Origin of the sequence: Rhizobium sp. RU35A, from assembly GCF_900156005.1 — a bacterium.
GTDB lineage: Bacteria > Pseudomonadota > Alphaproteobacteria > Rhizobiales > Rhizobiaceae > Neorhizobium > Neorhizobium straminoryzae.
Genome location: NZ_FTMR01000012.1, coordinates 35,256 through 60,052 on the forward strand (window position 1 = coordinate 35,256; position 24,797 = coordinate 60,052).

Below are 24,797 nucleotides of genomic sequence, written 5' to 3' on the forward strand. Positions count from 1 at the left end.
TCATAGAGGGGACGCTGCCATGGAATTGCGACGCATCGGAAGGCATGATCGGGACTGGCACGACCGCTTTTTCGGTCACCTCAAGGCGATCTTCGGGCTCGGCAATTTTGCCGGCTGGGAACGCTTGGGTGGCTGGAGCGATCGCTACGACGTTCTTGCCCTGACTGAAGGCGAGGAGATCTGCGCCACCATCGGGGTCACCCGGATGGAGGGGTGGCAGGATAAGCGCCAGCCGATCCCCCTGCGCCAACTGGGCGCCGTTGCCACGCGCCCGCAGGATCGTGGCCGCGGGCTGGCGCGGCGGTTGCTGGAGCATGTGCTGGTGGAGGCGGATCGCGAAGGCACTCCGGTTCTGCTGTTCGCCAATCCCTCGGTGGTGGATTTCTATCCGCGTTTCGGGTTTCGCCGCCTGATCCCGGACCACCTGTCTCTGGATCTTCAGCCGGGCGGAAAGGCACAAGGGGCCATCGGGCGCCGGCTCGATCCGGAGACGCCGCAGGACCGGGCCCTGCTGGCAACCTGGTGCGACCGGGCGCTGGTGCATGGTGGCGTGCTTTCGGCACGGCCGGATGCCTCTGTTCTGCTCTGGCATCTGATGAACACGGATGTGACGGCCCATGAGTTGCCTGAGGGCGGGGGGCTTGCCTTTGTGGAGCGGACAGAGGACGGACTGATGCTCTGCGACTGGCTTTCCCGTGACGGGCAGCCTGATTTCAGCCTCATAGAGTTACTGGCCGGCCCGCAGGGCGGCCGGGTCGCGTTGGGTTTCGTGCCCGGCGACGTCTCCCTGCTCAGCGGTTTGCGCCGGACCCCGTGGCCGGAGGCCTGCATGTTCTGGCGCGGCCCGGTCCTGCCGCAGGGCATCCTGCACTTTCCCGCCCTGATGATGACCTGAGGCCATGCGACAGAAAAGGCGCGCATCCGGCGTCTGGTCAGCGCCACCGCCGACCAGACGGGGCCGTGATCAAAGCCCTCATCGGAGGCCTCCGGCGGCACATCCCTCTTGCCAAAACACCGCCGGTAGAATTTCGCTATTCGCTATTCGCTATTCGCTCACCCGCCCAGGCCATCGAACAGCGCGGTCGAAAGATAGCGCTCCGCGAAGGAGGGGATGATGACGACGAGGTTCTTGCCGGCGTTTTCCGGGCGCGAACCGATGCGGATGGCGGCCGTCAGCGCCGCGCCTGAGGAGATGCCGACGGGAACACCCTCGAGGCGGGCCACGAGGCGTGCGGTCTCCAGCGCGTCCGCGCTCGAAACGGTCACCACTTCATCATAGATTGTGGTGTCGAGAATTTTCGGGGCAAAGCCGGCGCCGATGCCCTGGATCTTGTGCGGGCCGGGTTCGCCGCCGGACAGCACGGGCGATTCCGCCGGTTCCACCGCAAATACCTTGACATCCGGCTTGCGAGCCTTCAGCACCTGGCCGACGCCGGTGATCGTGCCGCCGGTGCCGATGCCGGCCACGAAGAGATCGATCTGTCCGTCGGTGTCGTTCCAGATTTCCTCGGCCGTCGTCTGGCGATGGATGTCCGGGTTGGCGGGGTTCTCGAACTGCTGGGGAATGATGGCGTCCGGCAGGCTGGCGGCCAGTTCCTCCGCCCGGGCGATCGCACCCTTCATGCCCTTCGGCCCTTCCGTCAGCACCAGTTCGGCGCCGAGCAAAGCGAGCATCTTGCGCCGCTCCACCGACATGGTTTCCGGCATGGTGAGGATCAGCCGGTAGCCCTTGGCGGCGGCGGCGAAGGCCAGCGCAATGCCGGTATTGCCGGAAGTCGGCTCGATCAGCGTGGTCTTGCCGGGCGTGATCCGGCCCTGCGCTTCCAGGCTTTCGATCATGGCGAGCCCGATGCGGTCCTTCACGGAGGCGATCGGGTTGAAGAATTCGAGCTTGGCCAGAAGATTGGCCTTCGCGCCCTTTTCCTTCGCCAGTTTGTCGAGGCGCACGATCGGGGTATTGCCGATGGTGTCGAGAATGGAGGCGTAGATCTTGCCGCGGCCGGGCTTGGCGGTGTCGGACATGGTGTTTCTCCCAAGGCTGTCGTTGGGCGCGACATTAGGACCGAACGGCACCGACGGCGAGGGGGTCTCTTTGCGCAAAGCCCTCGCCGGCGGAAAAATCTTTGCCGTTCATCCGCTTGGGCGCCTTCCCTCAGCGGGCGGCGATATAGGCGGCGGTGCCCGCGAGGATGCCGGCGGCCGAACGGTTGAGGACCTGCAGCGCGGTCGGCTTCTTCAGAAGCTCGCGCGCCTTGGAGGCCAGCAGGATATAGGGCAGCAGGACCGCCATCAGCACCACGAAGGTGATTGCCACCAGGGCCAAATAATCGGCCGGGCCGATCTCCTTGAGCGGCAGAAGCGTGGGCGCCAGTGCCACGTAGAACAGCATGGTCTTCGGATTGCCGAGCGTGACCAGCAGGCCGGAGAGAAAGGCCATGCCGCCGGTGGCGCCGCCGCGGCTCGCCTCGATATCCTGCCGCAGCAGCCCCGCCGTCCAGAGCTTCCAGGCGATGTAGCAGAGATAGATGACGCCGAGATATTTGATGATTAGGAAGGGCGTCGTAAAATTCTGCGCCACGATGGCAAGGCCGAGCACCACGGCGGTGAGATAGACGAGATCGCCGAGGATGAGGCCGAGCCCCATGAAGAAGGTGGGCCGGAAGCCGGAGCCCAGCGCCCGCGCCACGATCGCCGTCATGCCGGGGCCTGGAATGGCGGCGGCAATGAACAGCGCCAGCGAATAGGTGATAAGTGTCGTCAGTGTCATCCCGTTTCCTCCTGCCTCAGCGCGTCTGATGCCAGATCATGCGCCGTCGGGCAATCGCTGCCGCTGTCTCGGAGAGTATGGCGTGCGCGTCGCCGCCTGAAAAAAGACCAAGTGCGTCCGTTTACACGGATAGAATTTGGGTACTTGGCGGTACCTATTGGGAGGGCGCGGTGCAGCAGAACGTGATGTCCGGAACGAGAAACAAGCATGCGCCAGCAGAGTGGCAAGGGTGGTCGCTGCCCGTAGCCTCGTTCCTTTCAATCGGCATGGCGCTTGCCGCTTCCGGCTGCAGTTCGGTTCCGCTCCGGGAGGCTGGCTCGCTCAGTTCCTATAGTCGCCTCGGCCCGGAAGAGGGGCGGGTGGCGAAATCCCGCAGCTTTGCCGACCGGTCCGCGCTGCTTTCCGCCACCACCGTCTCCATCCAGCCGGCAAGGCTTGGGCCGGCGGCTGCCGCAAGGGTTCACGATGCCGAACAGGAGCGGCTGGTGTCCAACGCGCTCGACCGCGCGCTGTGCATCGGCCTCTCCGACCGCTTCCGGGTCGTCGGGCCGGGCGAGCGGGCGGATCTGACCGTGCGCAGCACCATCACCGACATCGTACCGACCGGCACATGGGCCGCCGGGGTTTCCAAGGTGGCAACGCTCGGCACCTCCGCCGTGCTGCCGGTTGGCTTGCCACGCCTGCCGATCGGACTGGGCGGTCTTGCCGTCGAGGCGGAGGCGGTGGATGCCGGTGGGGCGCAGCGCGCCGCCATCCTCTGGTCGCACGGAATTGGCCCCGCGCGAGCGGGGCCAATTCCGTCACCAACAGCCCGCGCGTCTCCGAAATCGGCGATGCCTACGGGCTGGCAAACACCTTTGCAGGCACCTTCGCGCAGATCCTGGTCAAGGGCGAGACACAGTCGGGCGTCCATCTCGACCTGCCCTCCGGCCAGAAGCTGAAGTCGCAACTGGGCGGAGCACCGAAATATGAGGCCTGCGAGGCCTTCGGGCGGGCACCGGGTGTCGGCGGCTTCGTGGCAAGCGCGGTCGGCGCCCCGCCGTCCTGGACGGACAAGGCAAAGTAGGCCCTGCTCCAGCGGTGTCGCGTGGCTGCGTCATACCCCCGTCGAACCGAATCCGCCGGCGCCGCGCGCGGTCTCGCTGAAGCCATCGGCTTCCTGCACCTGCGCCTGCACCACAGGGGAAACAACCAGCTGCGCGATGCGCATGCCGCGCTCGATGACAAAATCCTGGTCGCCGAGATTGACGAGCAGCACCTTCACTTCGCCGCGATAGTCGCTGTCGATGGTGCCGGGCGTGTTGAGGCAGGTAATGCCGTTCTTGAAGGCAAGGCCGGAGCGGGGGCGGACCTGCACCTCGAAGCCTTCCGGAATCTCGAAGACAAAGCCCGTTGGCACCAGTGCTCTTTGCCCGGGTACAAGCGTCATCGGCTCGGTCAGGGCGGCGCGCACATCCATGCCGGCGGCGCCGCGGGTCTCGTAGGCGGGCAGGTCGATCCCTTCGCCGTGCGGCAGGCGAATGAGCTTGAGGGCGGGGCCGATGACATCGCGCATGGGGCGGTTTCCTTCCTGTGTTTGCCGGTCAATTGCATAAAGCGCCCAAAATCGCTAGATACGCGGCAACTCAAAGGATTTGCACGACATGGCTGAAAGCATTGCCGAGGCGGTTTCCCGCCGCCGAACCTTCGCGATCATCGCGCACCCGGACGCGGGCAAGACGACCCTGACGGAAAAGCTGCTGCTGTTCGGCGGCGCCATCCAGCTGGCCGGCGAGGTGAAGGCGAAGAAGGACCGCATCCAGACCCGCTCGGACTGGATGAAGATCGAACGCGAACGCGGCATCTCGGTCGTCACCTCGGTGATGACCTTCGAATACGAAGGCAATATCTTCAACATTCTCGATACGCCCGGTCACGAGGACTTTGCCGACGACACCTACCGCACGCTGACGGCGGTGGATGCGGCGGTGATGGTGATCGATGGCGCCAAGGGCATCGAGCCGCGCACGCTGAAACTGTTCGAAGTCTGCCGCATGCGCGACATTCCGATCATCACCTTCGTCAACAAGATGGACCGCGAGGCGCGCGACACCTTCGAGATCCTCGACGAGGTGGAGGAGAAGCTGGCGCTCGACACCGCGCCGATCACCTGGCCGGTCGGCCGTTCCCGGAATTTCTGCGGCTCCTACAATCTGGCCAACAACACCTATCGCGGGTCCGACACGCAGGTGGAGCCGATGGCGGTCAATGGTCCGCAGAGCGTCGCGGAAAACCTGCCGGAAAACGAGCGCGATGCCTTCATTGACGAGTTGGAACTGGCGCGCGAGGCCTGCCGTCCCTTCGACCGCCAGGCCTTTCTCGAAGGTCATATGACGCCGGTCTTCTTCGGCTCGGCGCTCCGGAATTTTGGTGTGCGCGACCTGATCAATGCGCTGGGGGACTTTGCACCGCCGCCGCGCGACCAGGTGGCCGATATCCGCACGGTGCATGCGGCCGAAGACAAGATGACGGCCTTCGTCTTCAAGATCCAGGCCAACATGGACCCGAACCACCGAGACCGCATCGCCTTTGCCCGCATCTGCTCCGGCAAGCTGGAGCGCGGCATGAAGGCGCGTCTGGCGCGCACCGGCAAGCAGATGGGGCTGACGGCACCGCAGTTCTTCTTCGCCTCGCAGCGCCAGCTGGCCGATACGGCCTATGCGGGGGACGTGGTGGGCATTCCGAACCACGGCACGCTGCGCATCGGCGATACGCTGACGGAAGGCGAAGCACTCGTCTTCCAGGGCGTGCCGAACTTCTCGCCGGAAATCCTGCGTCGCGTGCGGCTGGAGGATGCCATGAAGGCGAAGAAGCTGAAGGAAGCCCTGCAGCAGATGGCGGAAGAAGGCGTGGTGCAGCTGTTTTCGCCGGAAGACGGCTCGCCCGCCATCGTCGGCGTGGTCGGCGCCCTGCAGCTCGACGTGTTGAAGGAGCGGCTGTCTGCGGAATACAGCCTGCCTGTTTCCTTCGAAATGTCGCGCTTCTCCGTCTGCCGCTGGATCTCCTGCGACAACAAGGCGGAGATGGAGAAATTCCTCACCGTCAAGCGCGGCGACATTGCCCGCGACCTCGACGGCGATCCGGTGTTCCTGGCGCAGGATTCGTTCTCCCTGCGCTACGAGTCGGAACGTTATCCGGCGATCAAGATGGTGGCCATCAAGGAATATCACGTCGCCAAGGCGGCGTGACATTCGACATCAGCCCTGCCCGTCGCTCGTGGCGGGCGCCGGGTTTTCCGCCTCCGCCGTCAGGTCGGCGAGAAAATCATCGCACCAGCGCTTCACGTCATGCTCCAGCAGATGGGTCATCATGCCCTGCCAGCGCTGGATACGCTCCTCGCGGCCCATGGTGAGGGCCCGGGCAATCGCGTTGGCGGTGCCCTCGATGTCGTAAGGATTGACCAGCAGCGCGCCTTTCAGCTCGCGCGCGGCGCCGGCGAAGCGGGAGAGCACCAGCACGCCCGGATCCTCCGGGTCCTGTGCGGCGACGAATTCCTTGGCCACGAGGTTCATGCCATCGCGCAGCGGCGTGACCAGCCCGACCTTTGCCAGCCGGTAGAGCCCCGCCAGCACCGGACGCCCGATGGAGCGGTTGATGTAGCGGATCGGCACCCAGTCCACGGTGCCGAGCGCGCCGTTCACCCGGCCGGCCTGCTCGGCCACGGTGCGCTGCATGGCCTCGTATTCCGGCACTTCCGAGCGGGATTTCGGCGTGATCTGGAGATAGCTGACCTTGCCCTGATGCGCGGGATTGCGCGAGACGAAGCTTTCATAGGCATCGATGCGCTGGGTGATGCCCTTGGAATAATCCAGCCGGTCGACCCCGATGATGAGATCGCGGCCTTCAAGGCTCTGGCGGGCCTTGCGCACCATCACGCTTGCGGCCGCCTTGCGGGCGAATTCGGCAAAGGCGGCCGTCTCGATGCCGATCGAGTAGAAGCCGCCCTTGAAGGTGCGGCCGTGCGACAGGTAGAGCCCTTCGCCGATCGCATTGCCAAAACCTTCGCGCACCAGACAGCCGCGGAAGTTTTCGAGATCGTGGTCCGTCTGGAAGCCGACGAGATCGTAATGGGTGAGACCGCGCATGATCTCCTCATGCACCGGCATGGCAAACAGCACGTCGGCCGGCGGCCAGGGAATGTGCAGGAAGAAGCCGATGCGGTTCTTCACGCCCATCTGCCGCAGTTCCGCCGCAAGCGGGATCAGGTGGTAGTCATGCACCCAGATGATGTCGTCCGGCTTCAGCAGCGGGGCCAGCCGATGGGCGAAGAAGCGGTTGACGCGGAAATAGCCGGCCATTTCCTTGCGGGCATATTCGGCAAGGTCCAGCCGGTAATGGCAGATCGGCCAGAGTACCCGGTTGGCGAAGCCGTGATAATACTCCTCCACATCCGTCTTGGTGAGGTCGGTCAGCGCATAGGTGATGTTGCCGCGCTCCGTCAGCGCCAGCGGCTCCGGCTCCTTTGTGCCGCTCGACTTGCCGGACCAGCCCATCCACACGCCGCCGCGCTCCTCAAGGGCGGCCTGCAGCGCCACGGCAAGGCCGCCGGCGGGGGCCGTGCCGTTCTTTTCCGGCATGGGAACGCGGTTGGATATGACGATGAGACGGCTCAAGCGGTGGGCTCCTTCTGTCTGCTCCGGCAGGCTCAGCGCGTGGCGAGATCCTTCAGGATCGCACGCAAGGCGGCGGCGGAGGCAAGTGTGGTGTGGGCGGCGGTGTCTTCGCCGGGCTCGCCGATGCGGATCGACAGGCCGCCGAGCTGATTGGCGACCTTGAACATGGCTTCGTCGGTGAGATCATCGCCGATGGCGATCGGTCTGCGTCCGGCAAAGGGCGGTTCGGCAAGAAAGGCGCGCAGCGCCGCGCCCTTGCTGGCGCGGGCAGGGCGGATTTCGATCACCATCTTGCCGCGCTGCAGGGCATAATCCGGCCCGGCCTCCGACAGCGCCTGGCGCATGAGAGCCTGGAGGTCTGCCTGCCTCTCCGGCGCCTGCCGGTAATGCGCCGCAACGGCTGCGCCCTTGTCCTCGATCAGTACGCCCGGCCAGTCCGCCGTCAGCCGCTCCAGCGAGCGCTTCAGCGCAAGGAAGGCAGGGTCGGGCTCCACGCGGTCGACGACACCATCGGCGCGTCGGCGTTCGGCACCGTGCAGGCCGGCAATCGGCAGCGTGAGCGGGGCAAACAGCCGGTCGGCAAAAGGCAGCGCCCGGCCGGTGACGAGCGCCAGGGCGCCACCCAGCCGGCCGCAAAGGGTGTCGAGATGGCCGGCAAGATCCGGCGGCACGACGATCGCCTCCGGCCGTTCGGCCAGATCGATCAGCGTGCCGTCGATATCGAGAAACAGCGCATGTGCCTGTGGTTCGGTGCGGAGAATATCCAGCATCTGTTCCTGCGGTTGCAACGGTCTGGCTTCGGCTTTGCGGAATGCATCGGTTGGTCGCATGAGGTGTGATCTAGGCCGGCCGCTCGGGATGGCAAGGGCAGGGGTTTGGGAACCGGGTTGCGGAATCTGTCACGAAATCGACATCTTGCTGCCGGATCGCCCTTCATCGCAGGCGTTTGCCTGCTAACCCTCGCTTAAGATTTTGGGTCGATCCTTTTCAAGGTATTCGCCGCATCGCGCGGCGCGATTTGGAGCTGGAAACCATGTGTCGCTGGGCCGCCTATCGCGGCAATCCGCTTTATCTCGAGGAACTCGTCTCCTCGCCCGCCCACTCGCTCATCGAGCAGAGCCACTGCGCCAGCCGCGCCAAGACGGCCACCAATGGCGATGGTTTCGGCATCGCCTGGTACGGCGATCATCCCGAACCCGGGCGCTATCGCGATATCCTGCCGGCCTGGTCCGACTGCAATCTGCGCAGCCTTGCCCACCAGATCCGCTCGCCGCTGTTTCTCGCCCATGTGCGCGCCGCCACCAATGGCAGCACGCGCCGCGACAATTGCCATCCCTTCGTGCATGGCCGCTGGTCCTTCATGCACAACGGCCAGATCGCCGGCTTCGACCGCATTCGCCGGCGCATGGAAGGGCATCTGTCGGACGATCTGTTCCACGCCCGCACCGGCACCACCGATTCCGAGATGCTGTTCCTGCTCGCCCAGGAATTCGGCATGGCAAGCGACCCGCTCGGCGCGGTGTCGCGGGCCATCGGTACGATCGAACACCTGGCGGCCGAGCATGAGGTGAGCACGCTGGTGCGCTTCACCGCTGCCTTTTCCGACGGGAACGCGCTCTATGCCATCCGTTACGCGACCGATCATCGTCCGCCGACGCTGTATGCGGCACCCATGGGTGGCGGCTATTGCCTCGTCTCCGAACCGCTGAACGACGATGTGGATGCCTGGACGGAAATTCCGGACGGCAGCGCGGTGATGGTGAGCGATGCCGGCATGACGATCGCGCCATTTGCGCCGGTGGCGCTGGCTGAGGCTGCCTGATCCACCATCAGTCCGGGGGGAGGGGCTGGCCGTCAACGACGGCACGGGCCTTCACCTCCCGCACGAGATGATCGAGCGCGGCGCGGGCAGGCTCCCTGCGCCATGCGAGATAGAGAGGCGCGACGAGGCCGGCGCTTGCGGAAAAGCGGCGATAGGCGATCCCCGAGGTTTCCAGCCGTGCCATGGATTCCGGAATGATCGACAGGCCGAGCCCGGCGGCGACAAGGCTGAGCGTGGAGGCGAGTTTCGGGGCCTCCTGCGCCACTCTGGGGCTGAAGCCTGCCCGCTGGCAGGCGGCGATGATGCGGTCGTAGAGACCCTGGCCGCTCTGCCGCCGGTAGAGAATGAAGGTTTCGGCCGAAAGATCCGCGAGATCGACCGGCTCCGGCGGATCGATGCCCGGAGGGTGCGCCAGCGGATGGTCGTCCGGCAGCGCCAGCAGCATGTCTTCCCGGTGTACCGGCGCGATGGAAAGGGCCGCGGCCTCCAGCGTCGTGCCGCGCAGGAAGGCGACATCGAGCCGACCGGCCAGAAGATCCGCGGTCAGTTCGTCGGTCGCGCCTTCTTCCAGCCGCAGCGACAGGTCCGGCCAGGAGAGGCGCAGCGCGCGTACGGCAGACGAGACCAGCGGATGAAAGGCGGCCGAACTGGTAAACCCGATGGACAGCGTGCCGGTTTCGCCGCGTGCGGCGCGGTGCGTCTCGGCAACGGCCGTCTGCAGGTCGGCGAGGATCTGGCGGGCCCGTGCGATGAACACGGTACCGGCATCCGTCGGCACCACGCCGCGCGGCAGCCGATGAAAGAGCGGCGTGCCCAGCATGGTTTCCAGCGCGCGGATCTGCTGGCTGAGCGGCGGCTGCTGAATACCGAGCCGTTCGGCGGCGCGCGTCATGTGGCCCTCGTCGGCAATGGCGACGGCATAGCGCAGATGGCGCATCTCGATCATTGCCATATCCTTTGCGTATGGAAAAGACTGAAACGATATATTGGACTTATGGTGCCGGCAGCGCTACTGCGTCAATCCATCCTCTGAAGGAATCTCGACCATGACCACCATTGCAGAAGCGGGGCAGGACGGCGTCTCCGCCCCCACCACGCGCCAGCTGTTCACCGGCTTTCTCGGTATCGGTCTCATTGGCTTTGGCGGTGTGCTGCCGCTGGCGCGCCGCATGCTGGTGGATGACAAGGCTTGGCTGAGCCCGCAGGAATTCGCCGATCTGCTGGGCCTCTGTCAGTTCCTGCCGGGCGGCAATGTGATCAACATGAGCGTGGCCGTCGGTATGAAGTTTCGCGGCTGGCGCGGCGCCCTGGCCGGCATTCTCGGCCTGACGGCGGTGCCGACGGCCTTCGTCATCGTGCTCGGCGTGCTCTACGACCGCTACAGCACCGATGCGCATGTGCAGCACCTGTTTGCCGGGCTTGCGGCGGCCTCTGCGGGCCTTCTGATCGGCATGGCCTGGAAGATGCTGAAACCTCTCCTTAAGCGTCCGGTGGCGCTTCTGGTGGTGCTGATGCTGTTTTTTGCCGTGGCCATGCTGCGCGTACCGCTGATCGTGGCCATGCTGGTGCTGGCGCCGGTCTCGATCCTGCTTGCCTGGAGGTTCGGCCAATGACCGCAACGCTGATCGCACTGGCGCTGATCTTTACCGAATTGTCGCTGATGGCCTTCGGCGGCGGTTATGCGGTGCTGCCGGAAATTCAGCGGCGGGTGGTGGAGGTGCAGCATTGGGTGACGCCGGCGGAATTCAGCGCGCTTTTTGCGCTGGCACAGGCTGCGCCCGGCCCGAACATGATGATCGTGCCGCTGATCGGCTGGCACGTGGCGGGGCTACCGGGCCTGCTCGTCAGTTCGCTGGCCAAGTTCCTGCCCTCCTCGCTGATCACCTGCATGGCCGTTTCCGCCTGGGAACGGTTTCGTGACCGCCCCTGGCGCGCGGTGGTGCAGGCCGGCCTGCTGCCGGTGACGGCGGGGCTTGTGGCATCGAGCGCCGTGGTGATCACCGCTGCCTCCGCCACCAGCTGGTGGCTGGCGGGCCTGACCGGCGTGACGGCGGCCCTTTCCGTCTTCACCCGCGCGCATCCGGTGGCCGTGCTGGCGCTCGGGGCGGTTGGCGGACTCGCCATCAGCTTTTTCTAGGCTTCAGTCGCTCTTGCCCTGGTTCAGGCGCTCGGCAATCAGCGCGGCCAGACGCTCTGCCACCGCATCCTTGCCAAGCTCCGGCCAGTCCTCGACGCCGCCGTGGGAGATCAGCCGGACCCGGTTGCGGTCGCCGCCCATGATGCCGGTGTCCGGCGAAACGTCATTGGCGACGATCAGGTCGGCGCCCTTGGCCGCAAGCTTCTTGCGGCCGTTCGCCTCGACATTCTCCGTCTCGGCCGCAAAGCCGATCACGAGCGTCGGACGCTGTTCATGATGGCCGATGGTCTTCAGGATGTCGGGGTTTTCGGTCAGGACCAGCGGCGCCGGCGGTTCGCCGGACTGCTTCTTGATCTTCTGGCCGGCCGTGCCGACGACGCGCCAGTCGGCCACGGCAGCCACCATCACGGCAATATCGGCCGGCAGGCAGGAGAGCACGGCGGCCCGCATTTCTTCGGCGGTTTCCACGTGGCGCACCGTTACCCCGCGCGGATCGGCAATCGTGACGGGACCGGAGACGAGCGTTACCTCGGCGCCGAGCCTTGCCAGTGCTGCGGCAATCGCATGGCCCTGCTTGCCGGAGGAGCGGTTGGCGATGTAGCGCACCGGATCGATCGGCTCGTGGGTCGGGCCGGAGGTGACGATGGCGCGCTTGCCCGCAAGCGGCTTGTGCTGCGGGGACAGGAGCGCGACGACGGTCGCAACGATCTCCAGCGGCTCGGCCATCCGGCCGGTGCCGGCTTCGCCGCTTTCGGCCATTTCACCCTTCATCGGCCCGATCAGGTGGATGCCGTCCGTCTTCAGCGTCTCCACGTTGCGGCGCGTTGGGGCTGCGTTCCACATCACCGGGTTCATGGCGGGGGCAACCAGCACCGGGCGGTCGGTGGCGAGCAGCACCGCGCTCGGCAGGTCGTCCGCCAGTCCATGCGCCATCTTTGCCATCAGGTCGGCCGTGGCGGGGGCAACGACGATGAGGTCGCAGTCGCGGGCCAGCCGGATATGGCCGACATCCTGTTCATCCTCGCGGGAGAACAGATCCGTATAGACGTGACTTGCCGACAGCGCGCCGACCGCAAGGGGCGTGACGAATTCCTGCGCCGCGCGGCTCATCACCGGCCTGACGGTCGCTCCCCGCTCGCGCAGGCGCCGGATGAGATCCAGGCTCTTGTAGGCGGCGATGCCCCCCGAAATGATCAGCAGAATGCGCTTGCCCTGAAGCTCCATGGGCCTCTCCCTGTGTTCTTCCCGGAGTGTGGATGAGGGGGCGACGCCCGTCAGAAACCCGTCATCCGCAATCTTGTCCCGGAGCCTAAGCACCTGATGCGCCGCATGCAATCGGCTCAGCTGAGCTGGAAGGCGATGTAGACCAAGGTTGCGGCAATCACCCAGAGTGCGGCGCGACCGCCGCGGCTATGCTTGGCCTCCGCTTTGCCGATCGCTTCGGCCGTCTCACCGTCGAAACGGATGCCGTGCTCGGTCATGTGCAGCAGCTGCTGGTGGAATTTTTCGGTCTTGGCGGCAATTTCGGGTGCCGCTTCCGCCAGCTTGACGGCGGCCTTCAGGCCATCGCGCAGGTCGGTCGCGATCCGCTTCGGCCCGAGATTGTCACGGATCCAGCCACCGACCACGGGTTCTGCCGCACGCCACATGTTGAATCGCGGATCGAGCATGCGCGACACGCCTTCCACCACCACCATGGTCTTCTGCAGCAGGATGAGTTCCGGCCGTGTCTGCATTTCGAACAGGTCGGTCACCTCGAAGAGCAGCGCCAGCAGGCGCGCCATCGAGATGGTTTCGGCCGGCTGCCCGTGGATCGGCTCGCCGATGGCGCGGATCGCCTGGGCAAAGCTTGCCACGTCATGATGGGACGGCACATAGCCGGCCTCGAAATGCACTTCCGCCACGCGCAGATAGTCGCGGGTGATGAAGCCGTAGAGGATTTCCGCGAGGAAGCGGCGTTCCTTCTTGCCAAGGCGACCGACAATGCCCATGTCGACGGCGACGATGATGCCGTCCGGATCGACGAACAGATTACCGGGATGCATGTCGGCATGGAAGAAGCCGTCGCGCAGCGTGTGACGCAGGAAGGACTGGATCAGCGTTTCCGCAAGCTTTTCGAGATCGTAGCCGGCGGCGCGCAGGCCCTCGATGTTCGACATCTTGATGCCGTCGATCCACTCCATGGTGATGACGTCGCGGCCGGTGCGCTCCCAGTCCACCTTCGGCACGCGGAATCCCGGATCGTCTTTGGTGTTCTCGCCGATTTCCGAGAGTGCCGCCGCTTCCAGCCGCAGGTCCATCTCCAGCTTGGTGGTCTGTTCCAGCGTGCGGGTGACCTCGACCGGCCTCAGACGCCGCGTGGACGGCAGCAGGCGTTCCTGCATGCGCGACATCAGGTACATGCTTTCGATGTCGTGGGCGAAGCGCTGGCGCACGCCGGGGCGCACCACCTTGACGGCCACCTTGCGCTCGCCTTCCGCAGAGGCAACCGCCGCCGGGTGCACCTGGGCGATGGAGGCGGCCGCCAGCGGTTCGTCGAAGCGGGTGTAAAGGTCCTCGATCGACCGGCCGAGGGAGGCTTCGATGGCGCCCTTGGCCGTCTCCGTCGGGAAGAAGGCCATGCGGTCCTGCAGCATGGAGAGATCGAGCGCCCAGTCCACACCCACCACATCCGGCCGGGTGGCGAGAAACTGGCCGATCTTCACATAGGAGGGGCCGAGCCGGTCCACCGCATTGGTGAGACGGACGCTGCGGCTTTCCTGGATCGAGGCCGGGCGGGTAAAGATCTGCGCGAGCGATTTGACGAGGCCGACCACGGGCGGCAGGCCCTGCGTCGGCAATGCCGACACCACGCCCTCGCGCACAAGCACCCAGCCCACGCGGGCCAGCCGGAAATAGGCACCGATCGTGCTCATGCGAAAAACCTCATCCTGCCGTCAGCCTTTCCCGCTACGCCGCGTTTGGTCCTGTGCCAGGCACTCTTACAGCTTCCAGCCCGAATGCAGCGCCGCGATGCCGCCGGTGTAATTCGTATAGCTGACACGGGAAAAACCAGCGCTGCGGATCATCTTGGCAAAATCCTCCTGATTGGGGAATTTGCGGATCGATTCCACCAGGTACTGGTAGGGCTCCGCATCGCCGGTGATCATCTTGCCGAACTGCGGAATGGCCCTGAAGGACCATTCGTCATAGATGCGGTCGAGAAGCGGCATCTCCACCTCGGAAAATTCGAGCACCAGCAGCCGGCCGCCGCGCTTCAGCACGCGGTAGGCTTCCGTCAGCGCCACATCGATGCGCGGCACGTTGCGGATGCCGAAGGCGATCGTATAGGCATCGAAGCTGGCCGCCTCGAAGGGCAGTTCCTCGGCATTGGCCTCCACGAAGGTGAGATTATCGGAAAGCTTGCGCTTGGCGGCGCGCTCGGCGCCGACGCCGAGCATCGAGCCGTTGATGTCGAGCACGGTCGCATGTGCCTGTCGGCCTGATGCCTCCACGATGCGGAATGCGATGTCGCCGGTGCCGCCGGCCACGTCCAGAACCTTGTAGGAGGGGTCCTTGCGCGGGTTGAGGCTTGCCACCATCGCATCCTTCCACAGCCGGTGGAGGCCGGCCGACATCACGTCGTTCATGATGTCGTAGCGCTTGGCCACCTTGTGGAAGACTTCGTTGACGAGGCCCTGCTTTTCGCCTTCGCCCACCTCGCGAAAGCCGTAGGAGGTTTCCATTCCACCTTCAGCGGAGGTCCGGCTGTCAGCCATGGCATGTCATCCTTCGTTTCGTTCCTGGCACGGCGCGACCATAGCGAAAGCCCCGAGGCGATACTATCTCTTGTCGCGCTTGCGGCACTATGGCGCTGGTCTATAGAGACTGTGCAGGCCGTTGGAAACAGGAACTTAGGAACTCATGCCGGAATTGCCAGAGGTGGAAACGGTGCGGCGGGGCCTTGCGCCGTCGATGGAGAAGGCCCGCATCGTGCGGCTGGAGACACGCCGGGCGGACCTGCGTTTTCCCTTTCCGGAGAATTTTGCCGAACGCGTTTCCGGTCGCCGGATTGTCGGTCTCGGCCGCCGCGCCAAGTACCTGCTGATCGATCTCGATGACGGTATGAGCGTGATTTCCCATCTCGGCATGTCCGGCTCCTTCCGCATTCTGGCGGGAGGAGCGTCCGACATGCCGGGCGAGTTCCACCACGCACGTTCGAAGGATGAAAAGCACGACCACGTACTCTTTCATCTGGAGCGTGAGGGCGAGCGGTTGAGCGTCATCTACAACGATCCGCGCCGCTTCGGCTTCATGCACCTGTGGTCGCGCACGCAACTCGATCTCTATCCTGCCTTTGCCGGCCTTGGGCCGGAGCCGACCGGCAACAGCCTGGATGCCGGCTATCTCGCCGCGCGCTTTCGCGATCGCGTGCAGCCGCTGAAGACGCTGCTGCTCGACCAGACGGTGATTGCCGGGCTTGGCAATATCTATGTGTGCGAGGCGCTGTGGCGCGCCGGTCTCTCTCCGCTTCGCAAGGCGGGAACGCTTGTTACCCCGACCGGCCGGCCGAAGGCGGAGCTTGTCGCGCTGACGGAAGCCATCCGCGCCGTGATCGCCGACGCGATCCTCGCCGGCGGCTCCTCGTTGCGCGATCATATCCAGACAGATGGCTCGCTCGGCTATTTTCAGCACACCTTCGCCGTCTATGACCGGGAAGGGGCGCCATGCACGCGGCCGGGCTGCGGCGGCACCGTTTTGCGGGTGACCCAGGCCGGACGCTCCACCTTCCACTGTGGCGCCTGCCAGAAATGAATCGCAAATCAGCGTCTTGCGGGTCAGGCCGGGGCAAAAGGGTGCAAAATGCGCGTTGACTGGACCCCGCATTCCAGCTATATCGCCGCCCACAGTTGGGAAAGCCATTGAACGGCTTCCTCCATTGCTCCCGAATTGCTGGATGACAGGTCGCAAGGGACCCGGCGCGGCGACGGCGGAGTTTTTGTTCGAATTCGAAGAGAGGCAGAAATGGCCAATACAACTTCGGCGAAAAAGGCGACCCGCAAGATCGCACGCCGCACCGACATCAACAAGGCGCGCCGCTCGCGCGTTCGTACCTTCATCCGTAAGGTTGAAGAAGCCATTGCATCGGGTGATGTGGCACAGGCTGCGGAAGCTCTCCGCGCCGCCCAGCCGGAAATCCAGCGTGCGGCCACCAAGGGTGTTCTGCATCGCAACACCGCCTCCCGCAAGGTGTCTCGCCTCGCGCAGCGCGTGAAGGCCCTTTCGGCCTAAAACCCGTCACAATTGACTGTCACATTTGAAGCCCGGTCTCTGACCGGGCTTTTCGTGATTCTCATCCGTCAGAACTTGGGGTCGGGTCATTTTGACCGTCCAATGACATTGGCGTGACAGAAAAAATTATTTAATTTCAATTACTTGGCCGAGGATGCCTCAAGGGGCATCCGATTGTGACGGACCTGTCCCCCCGCCCCGTGAGTCAAGCGAATTTTTATTTTCGACCCTTCATAGAGCATGCTCGACTGTGGCATTTTTGAATCTCTTTGATTCGATTGAGATTCTTCTCCAGAGCCTGTTTTTGAGTCAAATCGGGCCCTCAGAGTCAACGCTCGGCCATTAATTTTGCGTAAAATTCATCGTTGATCTCCCCCCCCGATCCTGCCTTAATGAACCTCAGCAAGGGGCGCGGGACACTCCCTGAAAGCCGCAGATGACGGACCGGAAACGGGCTCATCCGCCTTTCGGCACTTGCGACGGGTCAAGGTGACTTCCCGTTCTTTCACGTAACTTGAGGTTGTGTGCCGGTAATCGTGGCGATTCCGGGCAGGCCTCTTTGTGCCACTTGCGGGGGCGCCGCAGTGGAAGAGGAGTGATGGGTGAATGCGGGTTCGCAATCCTTTTCGGGGGAAACGAACCTGAGAGGCGCATGGGGAAGCGCCGTCTGACGGATCGGCCTGTCCGGTTCGTCAGTCCCGCCAGCGAGCGGGAGGAGAAACACTTGTGGTCGTGCCCGGTTCTTACGAGGAGAACCGCAAGCGGCTGCACCAGAACAAAAAACTTACCTGGCGGGCGACCCGAGGTCGACCGCTGGACGAAACATGAGAAGGCGGCACAGAATGCAGATGAATACGGTATCGGCCCGGGCGCTGGAGAGTGGGACCCAGGCGTCTGAGACTTTCGGTTCAGTTTGCTCCCAGACGGCAGGGGAAAAATCCGAAATGAAGCAGGATGCTCTATTTGAGCGGTTCAGTGCACGTCTGAAGGCTCAAGTAGGTCCGGAGGTCTATGCCAGCTGGTTTGGTCGCCTCAAGCTTCATTCCGTTTCCAAGAGCGTGGTACGCCTCAGCGTTCCCACCACCTTTCTGAAGTCCTGGATCAACAACCGTTACCTGGACCTCATCACCACCATCTTCCAGGCGGAAGACGCCGAGATCCTCAAGGTCGAGATCCTCGTGCGCACCGCAAGCCGCGCCGCCGCCCGTCCCGCGACGGAAGAGCGTGCCGCGCCGGTGGTCGAAACGGCTCCTGCTCAGCCGGTGCGCCGGCCAAGCCAGCCGCGCGAGATCGGCCAGATTGCCGCCTTCCAGAGCGCGCCCCAGCCGGCACAGCCCTCTTCGGCACCGCGCAGCACCGCTGCCGGCCCGCTGTTTGGTTCGCCGCTCGACAGCCGCTATACCTTTGACACCTATGTGGAAGGCCCGTCGAACCGCGTAGCGCTTGCCGCTGCCAAGACGATTGCCGAAGCCGGCGCCAGCGCCGTGCGCTTCAACCCGCTGTTCATTCATTCGAATGTCGGCCTCGGCAAGACGCATCTTCTGCAGGCGATCGCCAATGCCGCCGTCGGCTCCTCGCGCATGCCGCGCGTTGTCTATCTGACCGCCGAATACTTCATGTGGCGCTTTGCCACCGCCATCCGCGACAATGACGCGCTGACGCTGAAGGAATCGCTGCGCAACATTGATCTCCTGATCATCGACGACATGCAGTTCCTGCAGGGCAAGATGATCCAGAACGAGTTCTGCCATCTGCTCAACATGCTGCTCGACAGCGCCAAGCAGGTGGTGGTTGCCGCAGATCGCGCGCCCTGGGAGCTGGAATCGCTCGACCCGCGCGTGCGCTCACGCCTGCAGGGCGGCGTTGCCATCGAAATGGAAGTTCCGGATTACGAAATGCGCTTCGAAATGCTGAAGCGCCGTCTGGAGATCGCCCGTCAGGACGACCCGGCGCTCGATATCCCGGACGAGATCCTGAGCCATGTTGCGCGCAATGTCGCCAATTCCGGCCGCGAGCTGGAAGGCGCCTTCAACCAGCTGATCTTCCGCCGCTCCTTCGAGCCGGAACTGTCGCTCGAGCGTGTCGACGAGCTTCTGGCGCATCTGGTCGGGGCCGGCGAAGCCAAGCGCGTGCGCATCGAGGACATCCAGCGCATCGTCGCCCGTCACTACAACGTGTCGCGCCAGGAACTGGTGTCGAACCGCCGCACGCGCGTCATCGTCAAGCCGCGCCAGATCGCCATGTATCTGTCGAAGACGCTGACGCCGCGCTCCTTCCCGGAAATCGGCCGTCGGTTCGGCGGGCGTGACCATACGACGGTGCTGCATGCCGTGCGCAAGATCGAGGAGCTGATCTCGGGCGATACCAAGCTGAGCCATGAGATCGAGCTGCTGAAGCGCCTGATCAACGAAAACAACGCCTGATCGGACAGCCGGATTGCAGGAAGGGGGCGGGATGACTGAAACAAGCGGAACGACCGCCGCCTTCTATGCCGATCAGGCGGCGACCTATGCCGCCGATACCGGCGTCTATCCGGCCTCTCCCAACCTGCAGCGCTTCGCCGACCGTCTTCCGGCTGGCGGGTGCGTGCTGGAGCTTGGCTGCGGCAGCGGGCGCGAGAGCGCCTGGATGATTTCGCAAGGGCTCGATGTGCATCCAACCGACGGCATTGCCGAAATGGCGGCGGAAGCTGCGGCACGGCTCGGCATTCCCGTCTCCGTCCTGCCCTTCGACGCGATCGAGGCGGTGGCGGTCTATGACGGGGTCTGGGCCAATGCCTGCCTGCTGCATGTGCCGCGGACGGACCTTCCCGACATTCTCGGGCGCATCCGGCGGGCGATGAAGCCCGGCGGTCTGTTCTATGCGAGCTACAAGGCAGGGCATGGCGAGGGCGTCGATCGCTTCGGGCGCTATTTCAACTATCCCGACGAAGCCTTTTTGCGCACGACCTATGGGGTGGGCTGGACGGATGTCGCGATCGAGGCGGCAGACGGCTCCGGTTACGATGGCGTGCCCACGCCGTGGCTGCACGTTTTCGCTGAGGCGTGAACTCGGTCGGCCGTAAAGACCATTTCCCGAACGTGAGTCCGGAGGCCCTCATGACGTCGTATCAGACGTGGTCCGCTTCCGCGCGCAGCCAGTCGCGCACCGTGCGCACCGAGGCGCGATCCAGCGCGTCCGGCGGATAGACGAGGTAATAGGCAAAGCGGCTGGCGATGCTGCGCCGGAAGGGCGCCACCAGACGCCCCGCTGCGAGATCGGCCGCCGCGAAGCTTTCGCGGACCAGCGCGAAACCGAGCCCGGCGCGTGCGGTTTCAATTGCGCCATTGCTGTCCGGGGCGATTACCGGCCCGCGCCGCCAGTCCACGTCCAGCGCGCCTTCTGCCTCCAGCCACAGGCGCCAGTCGTTGCGGCCTGCGTCATGGATCAGCGTCTCGTCCGAGAGTTGCCGCGCCGCGGGCTCGGGGCCGAGGCGTGCCGCCCGCTCCGGGCTTGCGACGACGACCAGATCGTCCTTCACCAGCTTTTCCGAGATCAGGCCCGGATAGGCGCCGAGCCCGTGGCGAACGGCCAGCGCCACGCTATCTGCGCGGAAATCGACGAGGCGCGCCGTGGTGCCGAAGCGCAGGTCGATGGCGGGATGTGCCGCCTGAAACGCGTCCAGCCGCGGCATCAGCCAGTGCACCGCAAAGCCCGTGGTGCAGCTCAGCGTCACGATGTCGGGGCGGGCATGGGCCCGCACCGTGTCGGTCGCCTGACGGATCAGGCGAAACGCTGAACGCAACGCGGTGGCATAATCCTGCCCGGCCGCGGTCAGTTCCAGGCGCCGCGGATGGCGTTCGAAGAGGGCAAGCCCCAGATTGGCTTCCAGTTCGCGCACCTGCAGGCTGACGGCGCCGGCCGTCACATGCAGTTCTTCGCCCGCCCGCGTCATGCTGAGATGACGCGCGGCCGCCTCGAAGGCGCGGAGCGAGGACAGGGAGGGAAGCTGTTCCGACATGCTTTAGAAAAACTCGATCATAAACCGAAATTTGCTCGTTTGATCCGGCCACGATGGTCGCCTAAGACCATCTAACAGGGCGCTCTGGGCTCTGGTCAAGGGGAGCGTGTCATCGGAGGAGCGAAATTTCCTCGTCGATGGGTGTCGCAGGAAACGGGTGGCGTGCGAGCGGATAATCCCGCATCATGGCCGCACAGCAAGAGGAGACGGGGATGGCCACCAAGGAAATGGGACTTGCCGAATGGGGCATGATGGGCGGCCTGTCGCTCTTGTGGGGCGGCTCCTTCCTGTTCAACGGCATTCTGGTACAGACCTGGCCCCCGCTGACCATCGTGACGGCCCGCGTGATCCTGGCCGCGGCGGCGCTCTGGCTCTTCGTGCGTTTTTCCGGCATCGCGGTTCCACGGCGGCGTGATGTCTGGCTCGCCTTCTTCGGCATGGGCCTTCTGAACAATGCGCTGCCCTTTACCCTGATCGTCTGGGGCCAGACCCATATTGCGAGCGGCCTGGCCGCCATTCTGAACGCCACGACGCCGCTGTTCGGCGTCATCGTCGCGCATTTTCTGACGACGGACGAAAAGCTGACGGTCAACCGGCTGGCGGGCGTGGTGATCGGCATTGCCGGGGTCGTCTGGATGATCGGTCCCTCGGTGTTCGGCCATGTGGGCGGGGCGCTGTGGGGAGAACTTGCCGCGCTGGCGGCCGCCGTCTCCTACGCCTTTGCCGGCATTTTCGGCCGGCGCTTTCGCCGCATGGGGCTTGCGCCCATCCTGCCGGCGGCGGGACAGGTCACGGCCTCGGCGATCCTGCTTCTGCCGGTGACGCTTGTCGTCGAGCGGCCGTGGACGCTGCCGGCCGGTGGTGCCGAGACATGGGCGGCCTTGCTCGCCCTTGCGCTGCTCTCGACGGCGGTCGCCTATATCCTGTTCTTCCGCATTCTGGCGACCGCCGGCGCCACCAATCTGATGCTGGTGACCATTCTGATCCCGCCGAGCGCCATCCTGCTGAGTGCCGTGGTGCTCGGCGAACAGCTGGCGCTGCGCCATCTCGTCGGCCTCGTGCTGATCGGTATTGGGCTTGCCGCCATCGATGGACGGCTGTGGCGGCGGCTGCTCACCCCGCGCACCACCTCCTGATGTTCTCAGGCGATGGCGGTGACGATGATTTCGGGGCTGTCGTCGCGATAGGGTAAGCCGTCCCACCAGCCGCGGCAGTCGACCCCGGAAAAGCCCGCCTGCCGCACCAGACGTTCGATCGTCTCGCGGGCGGGAAAGCGCAGCGTGCTTTCGCTTGCCCGCTGCTCGCCGGTGACCTCCAGCGTGAAGACCGCATCGAAGGTGACGCGGTCACCATCGACCTTGCGCCACTGGTAGGAGACCACGACGGAGCCGATGCCATCGACCACGGCCGCCCGGCGGGTCTTGTCGGCGGTCCAGCCCTCCCAGGCCCGCATCAGCGGATTGCGGCTTTCGAAGACGAGGCGGCCGCCGGGGGCAAGGTGCCGGCGAATATTGGCAAGGGCCGCCAGCGTCGCCGCATCATCGAGAAACACCTGGAAGACATGTGCGGTCATGATGGCAAGGTCGAAGCGCTCGTCGCTGCGGAACGTCGCCGCCGTCGCGGCAATCCAGTCGACCTGTTCGGCCCCCGGCTTGGCGCGCGCGACGGCCAGCATGCCGGCGCCCGGCTCGACGCCGGTGACGCGGTGGCCTTGGGAGGCAAGCGGTATGGTGATCAGGCCGGTGCCGCAGCCGACATCGAGAATGCGGCAGGGTTCCTTCGAAAGCTTCAGATAGAAGGGGCCATCCTCGCCATGGGCGTTGAAGGCATCGTAGAGGATCGCCATGTCGTGACGGGCAAAGGCATCATCCACGCACATGTCGTAGCTCCTTTCCGGCCCGTTCTCAGCTGGCGAGGTCCGCCACCACGGCATCGAGGATCAGCATGCCGGCGGGTGTGCAGCGGATGCGCGAATTGCCGAGGCGCTCCAGAAAACCGTGTTCCAGTAAAAAGGCTTCGCGGTCCGGATCGAGATCGCGGCCCGACAGTTCCCGCCAGCGGATGAGATCGATGCCCTCGCGCAGGCGAAGGCCCATCAGCAGCAGTTCGTCGGCCTGTTCGCTGCGGTCGAGCATTTCCTCGTCCACCATGCCGTGACCGGTCTGCTCCACCTGTTCCAGCCAGGCCTCGGGCTTGCGCTCCGTCGCGGTCGCAAGCTTCATGCCGCCGCGTGTCAGCCGGCCATGCGCGCCGGGGCCGATGCCGGCATAATCGCCATAGCGCCAGTAGGTCAGGTTGTGCCGGCTTTCGGCGCCGGGCTTTGCGTGGTTGGAAACCTCGTAGGCGGGCATGCCGAAGCCTTCGGTGATTGCCTGCGTCGCCTCGTAGAGCTCTGCCGACTGGTCGCCATCCGGCACCACCAGCTTGCCGGCCTTGTGCAGGCCGAAGAAGGGCGTGCCCTCCTCGATGGTCAGCTGATAGAGCGAGAGATGATCGACGGCATAGGACACCGCCTCCCGAAGCTCCGCTTCCCAGGCCTCTACCGTCTGGCCCGGCCGGGCATAGATCAGGTCGAAGCTCATGCGCGGAAAGATCTCGCGCGCCAGCCGGATCGCCTTCAGCGCGTCCGCCACGTCATGCAGTCGGCCGAGGAATTTCAGGTCGCGGTCGTTCAGCGCCTGCACGCCGAGCGACACCCGGTTGACGCCGGCGGCCCGGTAGCCCCGAAAACGCTCGGCCTCGACGCTGGAGGGATTGGCCTCCATCGTCACCTCGATGCCGGCCGGCACGTGCCAGCGCGCGGCAATGCCGTCGAGGATCGCCTCGACGGTCGCCGGCTCCATCAGCGAGGGCGTGCCGCCGCCCATGAAGATACTGGTGACGGTGCGCGGGCCAGACAGCGCCCGCATTGCATCCATTTCCCGGAGAAAGGCCGCCGCAAAGCGGGCCTGATCCACCGGCTGGTGGCGCACATGGCTGTTAAAGTCGCAATAGGGACACTTGGCCGCGCAGAACGGCCAGTGAACGTAAAGACCGAAGCCCGGTTCGCCGGTATCTTGCAAGAGAGGGGCGTCGGTCAGCAAGGGTCAGCCTTCCAGGCAGGTTTCGACAAAGATCTTGAAGGCGCGGGCACGGTGCGACAGCGCTTCCGCATCGCCACGCTTCCAGCCATGCTTTTCCTCGGCGCTCATTTCGCCGAAGGTGGTGTCATAGCCCTTCGGCTGGAAGATCGGGTCGTAGCCGAAACCGGCCATGCCGCGCGGGGCAGGGGCGATGACGCCTTCCACTTCGCCGCGGAACATTTCGGTGTGGCCATCCGGCCAGGCCAGGCAGAGCACGCTGACGAAGCGGGCGGTGCGGGTTTCAGGCGTCAGTGCACCCTTGTCGGCCAGTGCCTGCTCCACCTTGGCCATGGCCATGGCGAAATCGCGCGTGCCGTCCGCCGTCTCGGCCCAGTTGGCGGTATAGACGCCGGGTGCGCCATCGAGTGCGTCGATCACCAGACCGGAATCGTCCGACAGCGCGGGAAGGCCGGCGGCTTTCGCCGAGGCGAGCGCCTTGATCGCGGCGTTTTCTTCGAAGGTGGTTCCGGTCTCGTCGGGTTCCACGAAGTTCAGCTCTGCGGCCGACTTTGCCGAAAAGCCGAAGGGGCCGATCAGGTCGGCGATTTCGCGGATCTTGCCGGCATTGTGGCTGGCAACGATGATGGTGCGGCTATCGAGCTTGCGCATAGGCTTGTCCTATTCGAGATCCCACAGACGTGGCTCGGCGCATTCCAGGCTGTTTCCGGCAGGATCGCGGAAATAGATGGATCGGGCGCCGTTCGGCCAGGTGACGGTTGATTCCAGGGCAATGCCGGCCTGCTTCAGCGTATCGGCCATGGCATCGAGATCATTGCCGGTGACGCGGAAGCAGGCATGGCCCGGCCCCGTCGTGCCGTGTCGCGGAACGTCCAGGGAGCCTGATGGCAAGGGCTTCAGGGTTTCCACGGCATTGAAGATCAGCAATATGCCGGAGCCGCAACGATAGAAGATGTGCCGGTCGCCATTGCGCCGGATGGGGGCAAGCCCCAGCACGCCGCTATAAAAGGCTTCGGCCTTGTCGAGGTCGTCGACATAGAGGGCTGTTTCCAGCACGCCTTCGATCAT

At 64.9% G+C, this 24,797-nt stretch carries 25 protein-coding genes; 11 read left to right on the forward strand and 14 right to left on the reverse strand.

Features of this window, described 5'->3' with window-relative positions; genetic code table 11:
- Nucleotides 1-19 precede the first annotated feature (19 nt).
- Nucleotides 20-895: a GNAT family N-acetyltransferase gene (locus F3H95_RS22135; RefSeq protein ID WP_149747588.1), complete on the forward strand. Its 876-nt coding sequence runs from the start codon at nucleotides 20-22 to the stop codon at nucleotides 893-895.
- Between the two features lie 158 nt (nucleotides 896-1,053).
- On the opposite strand, the gene cysK is transcribed toward F3H95_RS22135, so the two are convergent.
- Both cysK and F3H95_RS22145 read right to left on the reverse strand, forming a co-directional pair.
- Nucleotides 1,054-2,022, reverse strand: coding sequence for a cysteine synthase A (gene cysK, locus F3H95_RS22140; RefSeq protein WP_149747589.1), 969 nt, complete (start codon nucleotides 2,020-2,022; stop codon nucleotides 1,054-1,056).
- A gap of 130 nt (nucleotides 2,023-2,152) precedes the next feature.
- On the reverse strand, nucleotides 2,153-2,767 hold the full coding sequence (locus F3H95_RS22145; RefSeq protein ID WP_149747590.1) for a LysE family translocator: 615 nt from the start codon (nucleotides 2,765-2,767) through the stop codon (nucleotides 2,153-2,155).
- 185 nt (nucleotides 2,768-2,952) lie between these two features.
- On the opposite strand from F3H95_RS22145, the gene F3H95_RS22150 reads away from it, so the two are divergent.
- Nucleotides 2,953-3,708, forward strand: a complete 756-nt coding sequence (locus F3H95_RS22150) for a DUF3313 domain-containing protein (RefSeq protein ID WP_348530079.1) — start codon at nucleotides 2,953-2,955, stop codon at nucleotides 3,706-3,708.
- Between the two features lie 155 nt (nucleotides 3,709-3,863).
- Here the strand turns inward: F3H95_RS22150 and dut are convergent, their stop codons facing one another.
- The gene (dut, locus tag F3H95_RS22155) at nucleotides 3,864-4,322 is read right to left on the reverse strand and encodes a dUTP diphosphatase (RefSeq protein WP_149747591.1); all 459 of its coding nucleotides are present in this window, start codon (nucleotides 4,320-4,322) and stop codon (nucleotides 3,864-3,866) included.
- An 88-nt stretch (nucleotides 4,323-4,410) separates the two neighbouring features.
- Between dut and F3H95_RS22160 the strand changes: the two genes are divergently transcribed.
- Nucleotides 4,411-5,994, forward strand: a complete 1,584-nt coding sequence (locus F3H95_RS22160) for a peptide chain release factor 3 (protein ID WP_143125834.1) — start codon at nucleotides 4,411-4,413, stop codon at nucleotides 5,992-5,994.
- Nucleotides 5,995-6,003: 9 nt separating this feature from the next.
- Here the strand turns inward: F3H95_RS22160 and otsA are convergent, their stop codons facing one another.
- On the reverse strand, nucleotides 6,004-7,419 hold the full coding sequence (gene otsA / locus F3H95_RS22165) for an alpha,alpha-trehalose-phosphate synthase (UDP-forming) (protein WP_149747592.1): 1,416 nt from the start codon (nucleotides 7,417-7,419) through the stop codon (nucleotides 6,004-6,006).
- A gap of 32 nt (nucleotides 7,420-7,451) precedes the next feature.
- Nucleotides 7,452-8,189: a trehalose-phosphatase gene (gene otsB / locus F3H95_RS22170; protein ID WP_149747593.1), complete on the reverse strand. Its 738-nt coding sequence runs from the start codon at nucleotides 8,187-8,189 to the stop codon at nucleotides 7,452-7,454.
- A 263-nt stretch (nucleotides 8,190-8,452) separates the two neighbouring features.
- Between otsB and F3H95_RS22175 the strand changes: the two genes are divergently transcribed.
- A complete protein-coding gene (locus F3H95_RS22175) occupies nucleotides 8,453-9,241 on the forward strand; it encodes a class II glutamine amidotransferase (RefSeq protein WP_149747594.1) in 789 nt (262 codons plus the stop codon).
- Nucleotides 9,242-9,248: 7 nt separating this feature from the next.
- Here F3H95_RS22175 and F3H95_RS22180 read toward each other — a convergent pair whose 3' ends face one another.
- The gene (locus tag F3H95_RS22180; protein ID WP_149747595.1) at nucleotides 9,249-10,187 is read right to left on the reverse strand and encodes a LysR family transcriptional regulator; all 939 of its coding nucleotides are present in this window, start codon (nucleotides 10,185-10,187) and stop codon (nucleotides 9,249-9,251) included.
- Nucleotides 10,188-10,287: 100 nt separating this feature from the next.
- On the opposite strand from F3H95_RS22180, the gene F3H95_RS22185 reads away from it, so the two are divergent.
- Entirely contained in the window at nucleotides 10,288-10,854 is a 567-nt protein-coding gene (locus F3H95_RS22185) for a chromate transporter (protein WP_149747596.1), read from the forward strand.
- Nucleotides 10,851-11,378, forward strand: a complete 528-nt coding sequence (locus tag F3H95_RS22190; protein ID WP_143125828.1) for a chromate transporter — start codon at nucleotides 10,851-10,853, stop codon at nucleotides 11,376-11,378. The genes F3H95_RS22185 and F3H95_RS22190 overlap by 4 nt, the downstream gene beginning before the upstream one ends.
- 3 nt (nucleotides 11,379-11,381) lie before the next feature.
- Here the strand turns inward: F3H95_RS22190 and coaBC are convergent, their stop codons facing one another.
- The 3 genes from coaBC to ubiE all read right to left on the reverse strand — a co-directional run bounded on the left by coaBC (nucleotide 11,382) and on the right by ubiE (nucleotide 15,136).
- Nucleotides 11,382-12,602 carry a bifunctional phosphopantothenoylcysteine decarboxylase/phosphopantothenate--cysteine ligase CoaBC gene (gene coaBC / locus F3H95_RS22195; protein WP_149747597.1) on the reverse strand — a complete coding sequence of 407 codons (1,221 nt, stop codon included), beginning with the start codon at nucleotides 12,600-12,602 and terminating at the stop codon, nucleotides 11,382-11,384.
- 116 nt (nucleotides 12,603-12,718) lie between these two features.
- A complete protein-coding gene (gene ubiB, locus F3H95_RS22200; protein WP_149747598.1) occupies nucleotides 12,719-14,293 on the reverse strand; it encodes a 2-polyprenylphenol 6-hydroxylase in 1,575 nt (524 codons plus the stop codon).
- Between the two features lie 66 nt (nucleotides 14,294-14,359).
- Nucleotides 14,360-15,136, reverse strand: coding sequence for a bifunctional demethylmenaquinone methyltransferase/2-methoxy-6-polyprenyl-1,4-benzoquinol methylase UbiE (gene ubiE, locus F3H95_RS22205; RefSeq protein ID WP_149747599.1), 777 nt, complete (start codon nucleotides 15,134-15,136; stop codon nucleotides 14,360-14,362).
- 145 nt (nucleotides 15,137-15,281) lie between these two features.
- On the opposite strand from ubiE, the gene mutM reads away from it, so the two are divergent.
- The 4 genes from mutM to F3H95_RS22225 all read left to right on the forward strand — a co-directional run bounded on the left by mutM (nucleotide 15,282) and on the right by F3H95_RS22225 (nucleotide 19,697).
- Nucleotides 15,282-16,172 carry a bifunctional DNA-formamidopyrimidine glycosylase/DNA-(apurinic or apyrimidinic site) lyase gene (mutM, locus tag F3H95_RS22210; RefSeq protein WP_149747600.1) on the forward strand — a complete coding sequence of 297 codons (891 nt, stop codon included), beginning with the start codon at nucleotides 15,282-15,284 and terminating at the stop codon, nucleotides 16,170-16,172.
- Nucleotides 16,173-16,382: 210 nt separating this feature from the next.
- Nucleotides 16,383-16,649 carry a 30S ribosomal protein S20 gene (rpsT, locus tag F3H95_RS22215; protein WP_143125823.1) on the forward strand — a complete coding sequence of 89 codons (267 nt, stop codon included), beginning with the start codon at nucleotides 16,383-16,385 and terminating at the stop codon, nucleotides 16,647-16,649.
- An 842-nt stretch (nucleotides 16,650-17,491) separates the two neighbouring features.
- Nucleotides 17,492-19,072, forward strand: coding sequence for a chromosomal replication initiator protein DnaA (gene dnaA / locus F3H95_RS22220; protein WP_149747601.1), 1,581 nt, complete (start codon nucleotides 17,492-17,494; stop codon nucleotides 19,070-19,072).
- Between the two features lie 31 nt (nucleotides 19,073-19,103).
- Nucleotides 19,104-19,697 (forward strand): methyltransferase domain-containing protein, encoded by a 594-nt coding sequence (locus tag F3H95_RS22225; protein ID WP_149747602.1) that lies wholly within the window; start codon nucleotides 19,104-19,106, stop codon nucleotides 19,695-19,697.
- A 61-nt stretch (nucleotides 19,698-19,758) separates the two neighbouring features.
- Here F3H95_RS22225 and gcvA read toward each other — a convergent pair whose 3' ends face one another.
- Complete coding sequence (gene gcvA, locus F3H95_RS22230) at nucleotides 19,759-20,649, reverse strand: transcriptional regulator GcvA (RefSeq protein ID WP_149747603.1); 891 nt, start codon at nucleotides 20,647-20,649, stop codon at nucleotides 19,759-19,761.
- 212 nt (nucleotides 20,650-20,861) lie between these two features.
- Here gcvA and F3H95_RS22235 point away from each other — a divergent pair, with 212 nt between their 5' ends.
- Nucleotides 20,862-21,785: a DMT family transporter gene (locus F3H95_RS22235; protein WP_149747604.1), complete on the forward strand. Its 924-nt coding sequence runs from the start codon at nucleotides 20,862-20,864 to the stop codon at nucleotides 21,783-21,785.
- 5 nt (nucleotides 21,786-21,790) lie between these two features.
- Here the strand turns inward: F3H95_RS22235 and F3H95_RS22240 are convergent, their stop codons facing one another.
- The 4 genes from F3H95_RS22240 to F3H95_RS22255 are packed head-to-tail and all read right to left on the reverse strand — an operon-like array spanning nucleotide 21,791 to nucleotide 24,797.
- Nucleotides 21,791-22,528, reverse strand: coding sequence for a class I SAM-dependent methyltransferase (locus F3H95_RS22240; RefSeq protein ID WP_149747605.1), 738 nt, complete (start codon nucleotides 22,526-22,528; stop codon nucleotides 21,791-21,793).
- 25 nt (nucleotides 22,529-22,553) lie between these two features.
- Nucleotides 22,554-23,732, reverse strand: a complete 1,179-nt coding sequence (gene hemW / locus F3H95_RS22245; protein WP_149747606.1) for a radical SAM family heme chaperone HemW — start codon at nucleotides 23,730-23,732, stop codon at nucleotides 22,554-22,556.
- Between the two features lie 3 nt (nucleotides 23,733-23,735).
- Complete coding sequence (gene rdgB / locus F3H95_RS22250; RefSeq protein WP_149747607.1) at nucleotides 23,736-24,380, reverse strand: RdgB/HAM1 family non-canonical purine NTP pyrophosphatase; 645 nt, start codon at nucleotides 24,378-24,380, stop codon at nucleotides 23,736-23,738.
- Nucleotides 24,381-24,389: 9 nt separating this feature from the next.
- Nucleotides 24,390-24,797, reverse strand: coding sequence for a VOC family protein (locus F3H95_RS22255; protein WP_149747608.1), 408 nt, complete (start codon nucleotides 24,795-24,797; stop codon nucleotides 24,390-24,392).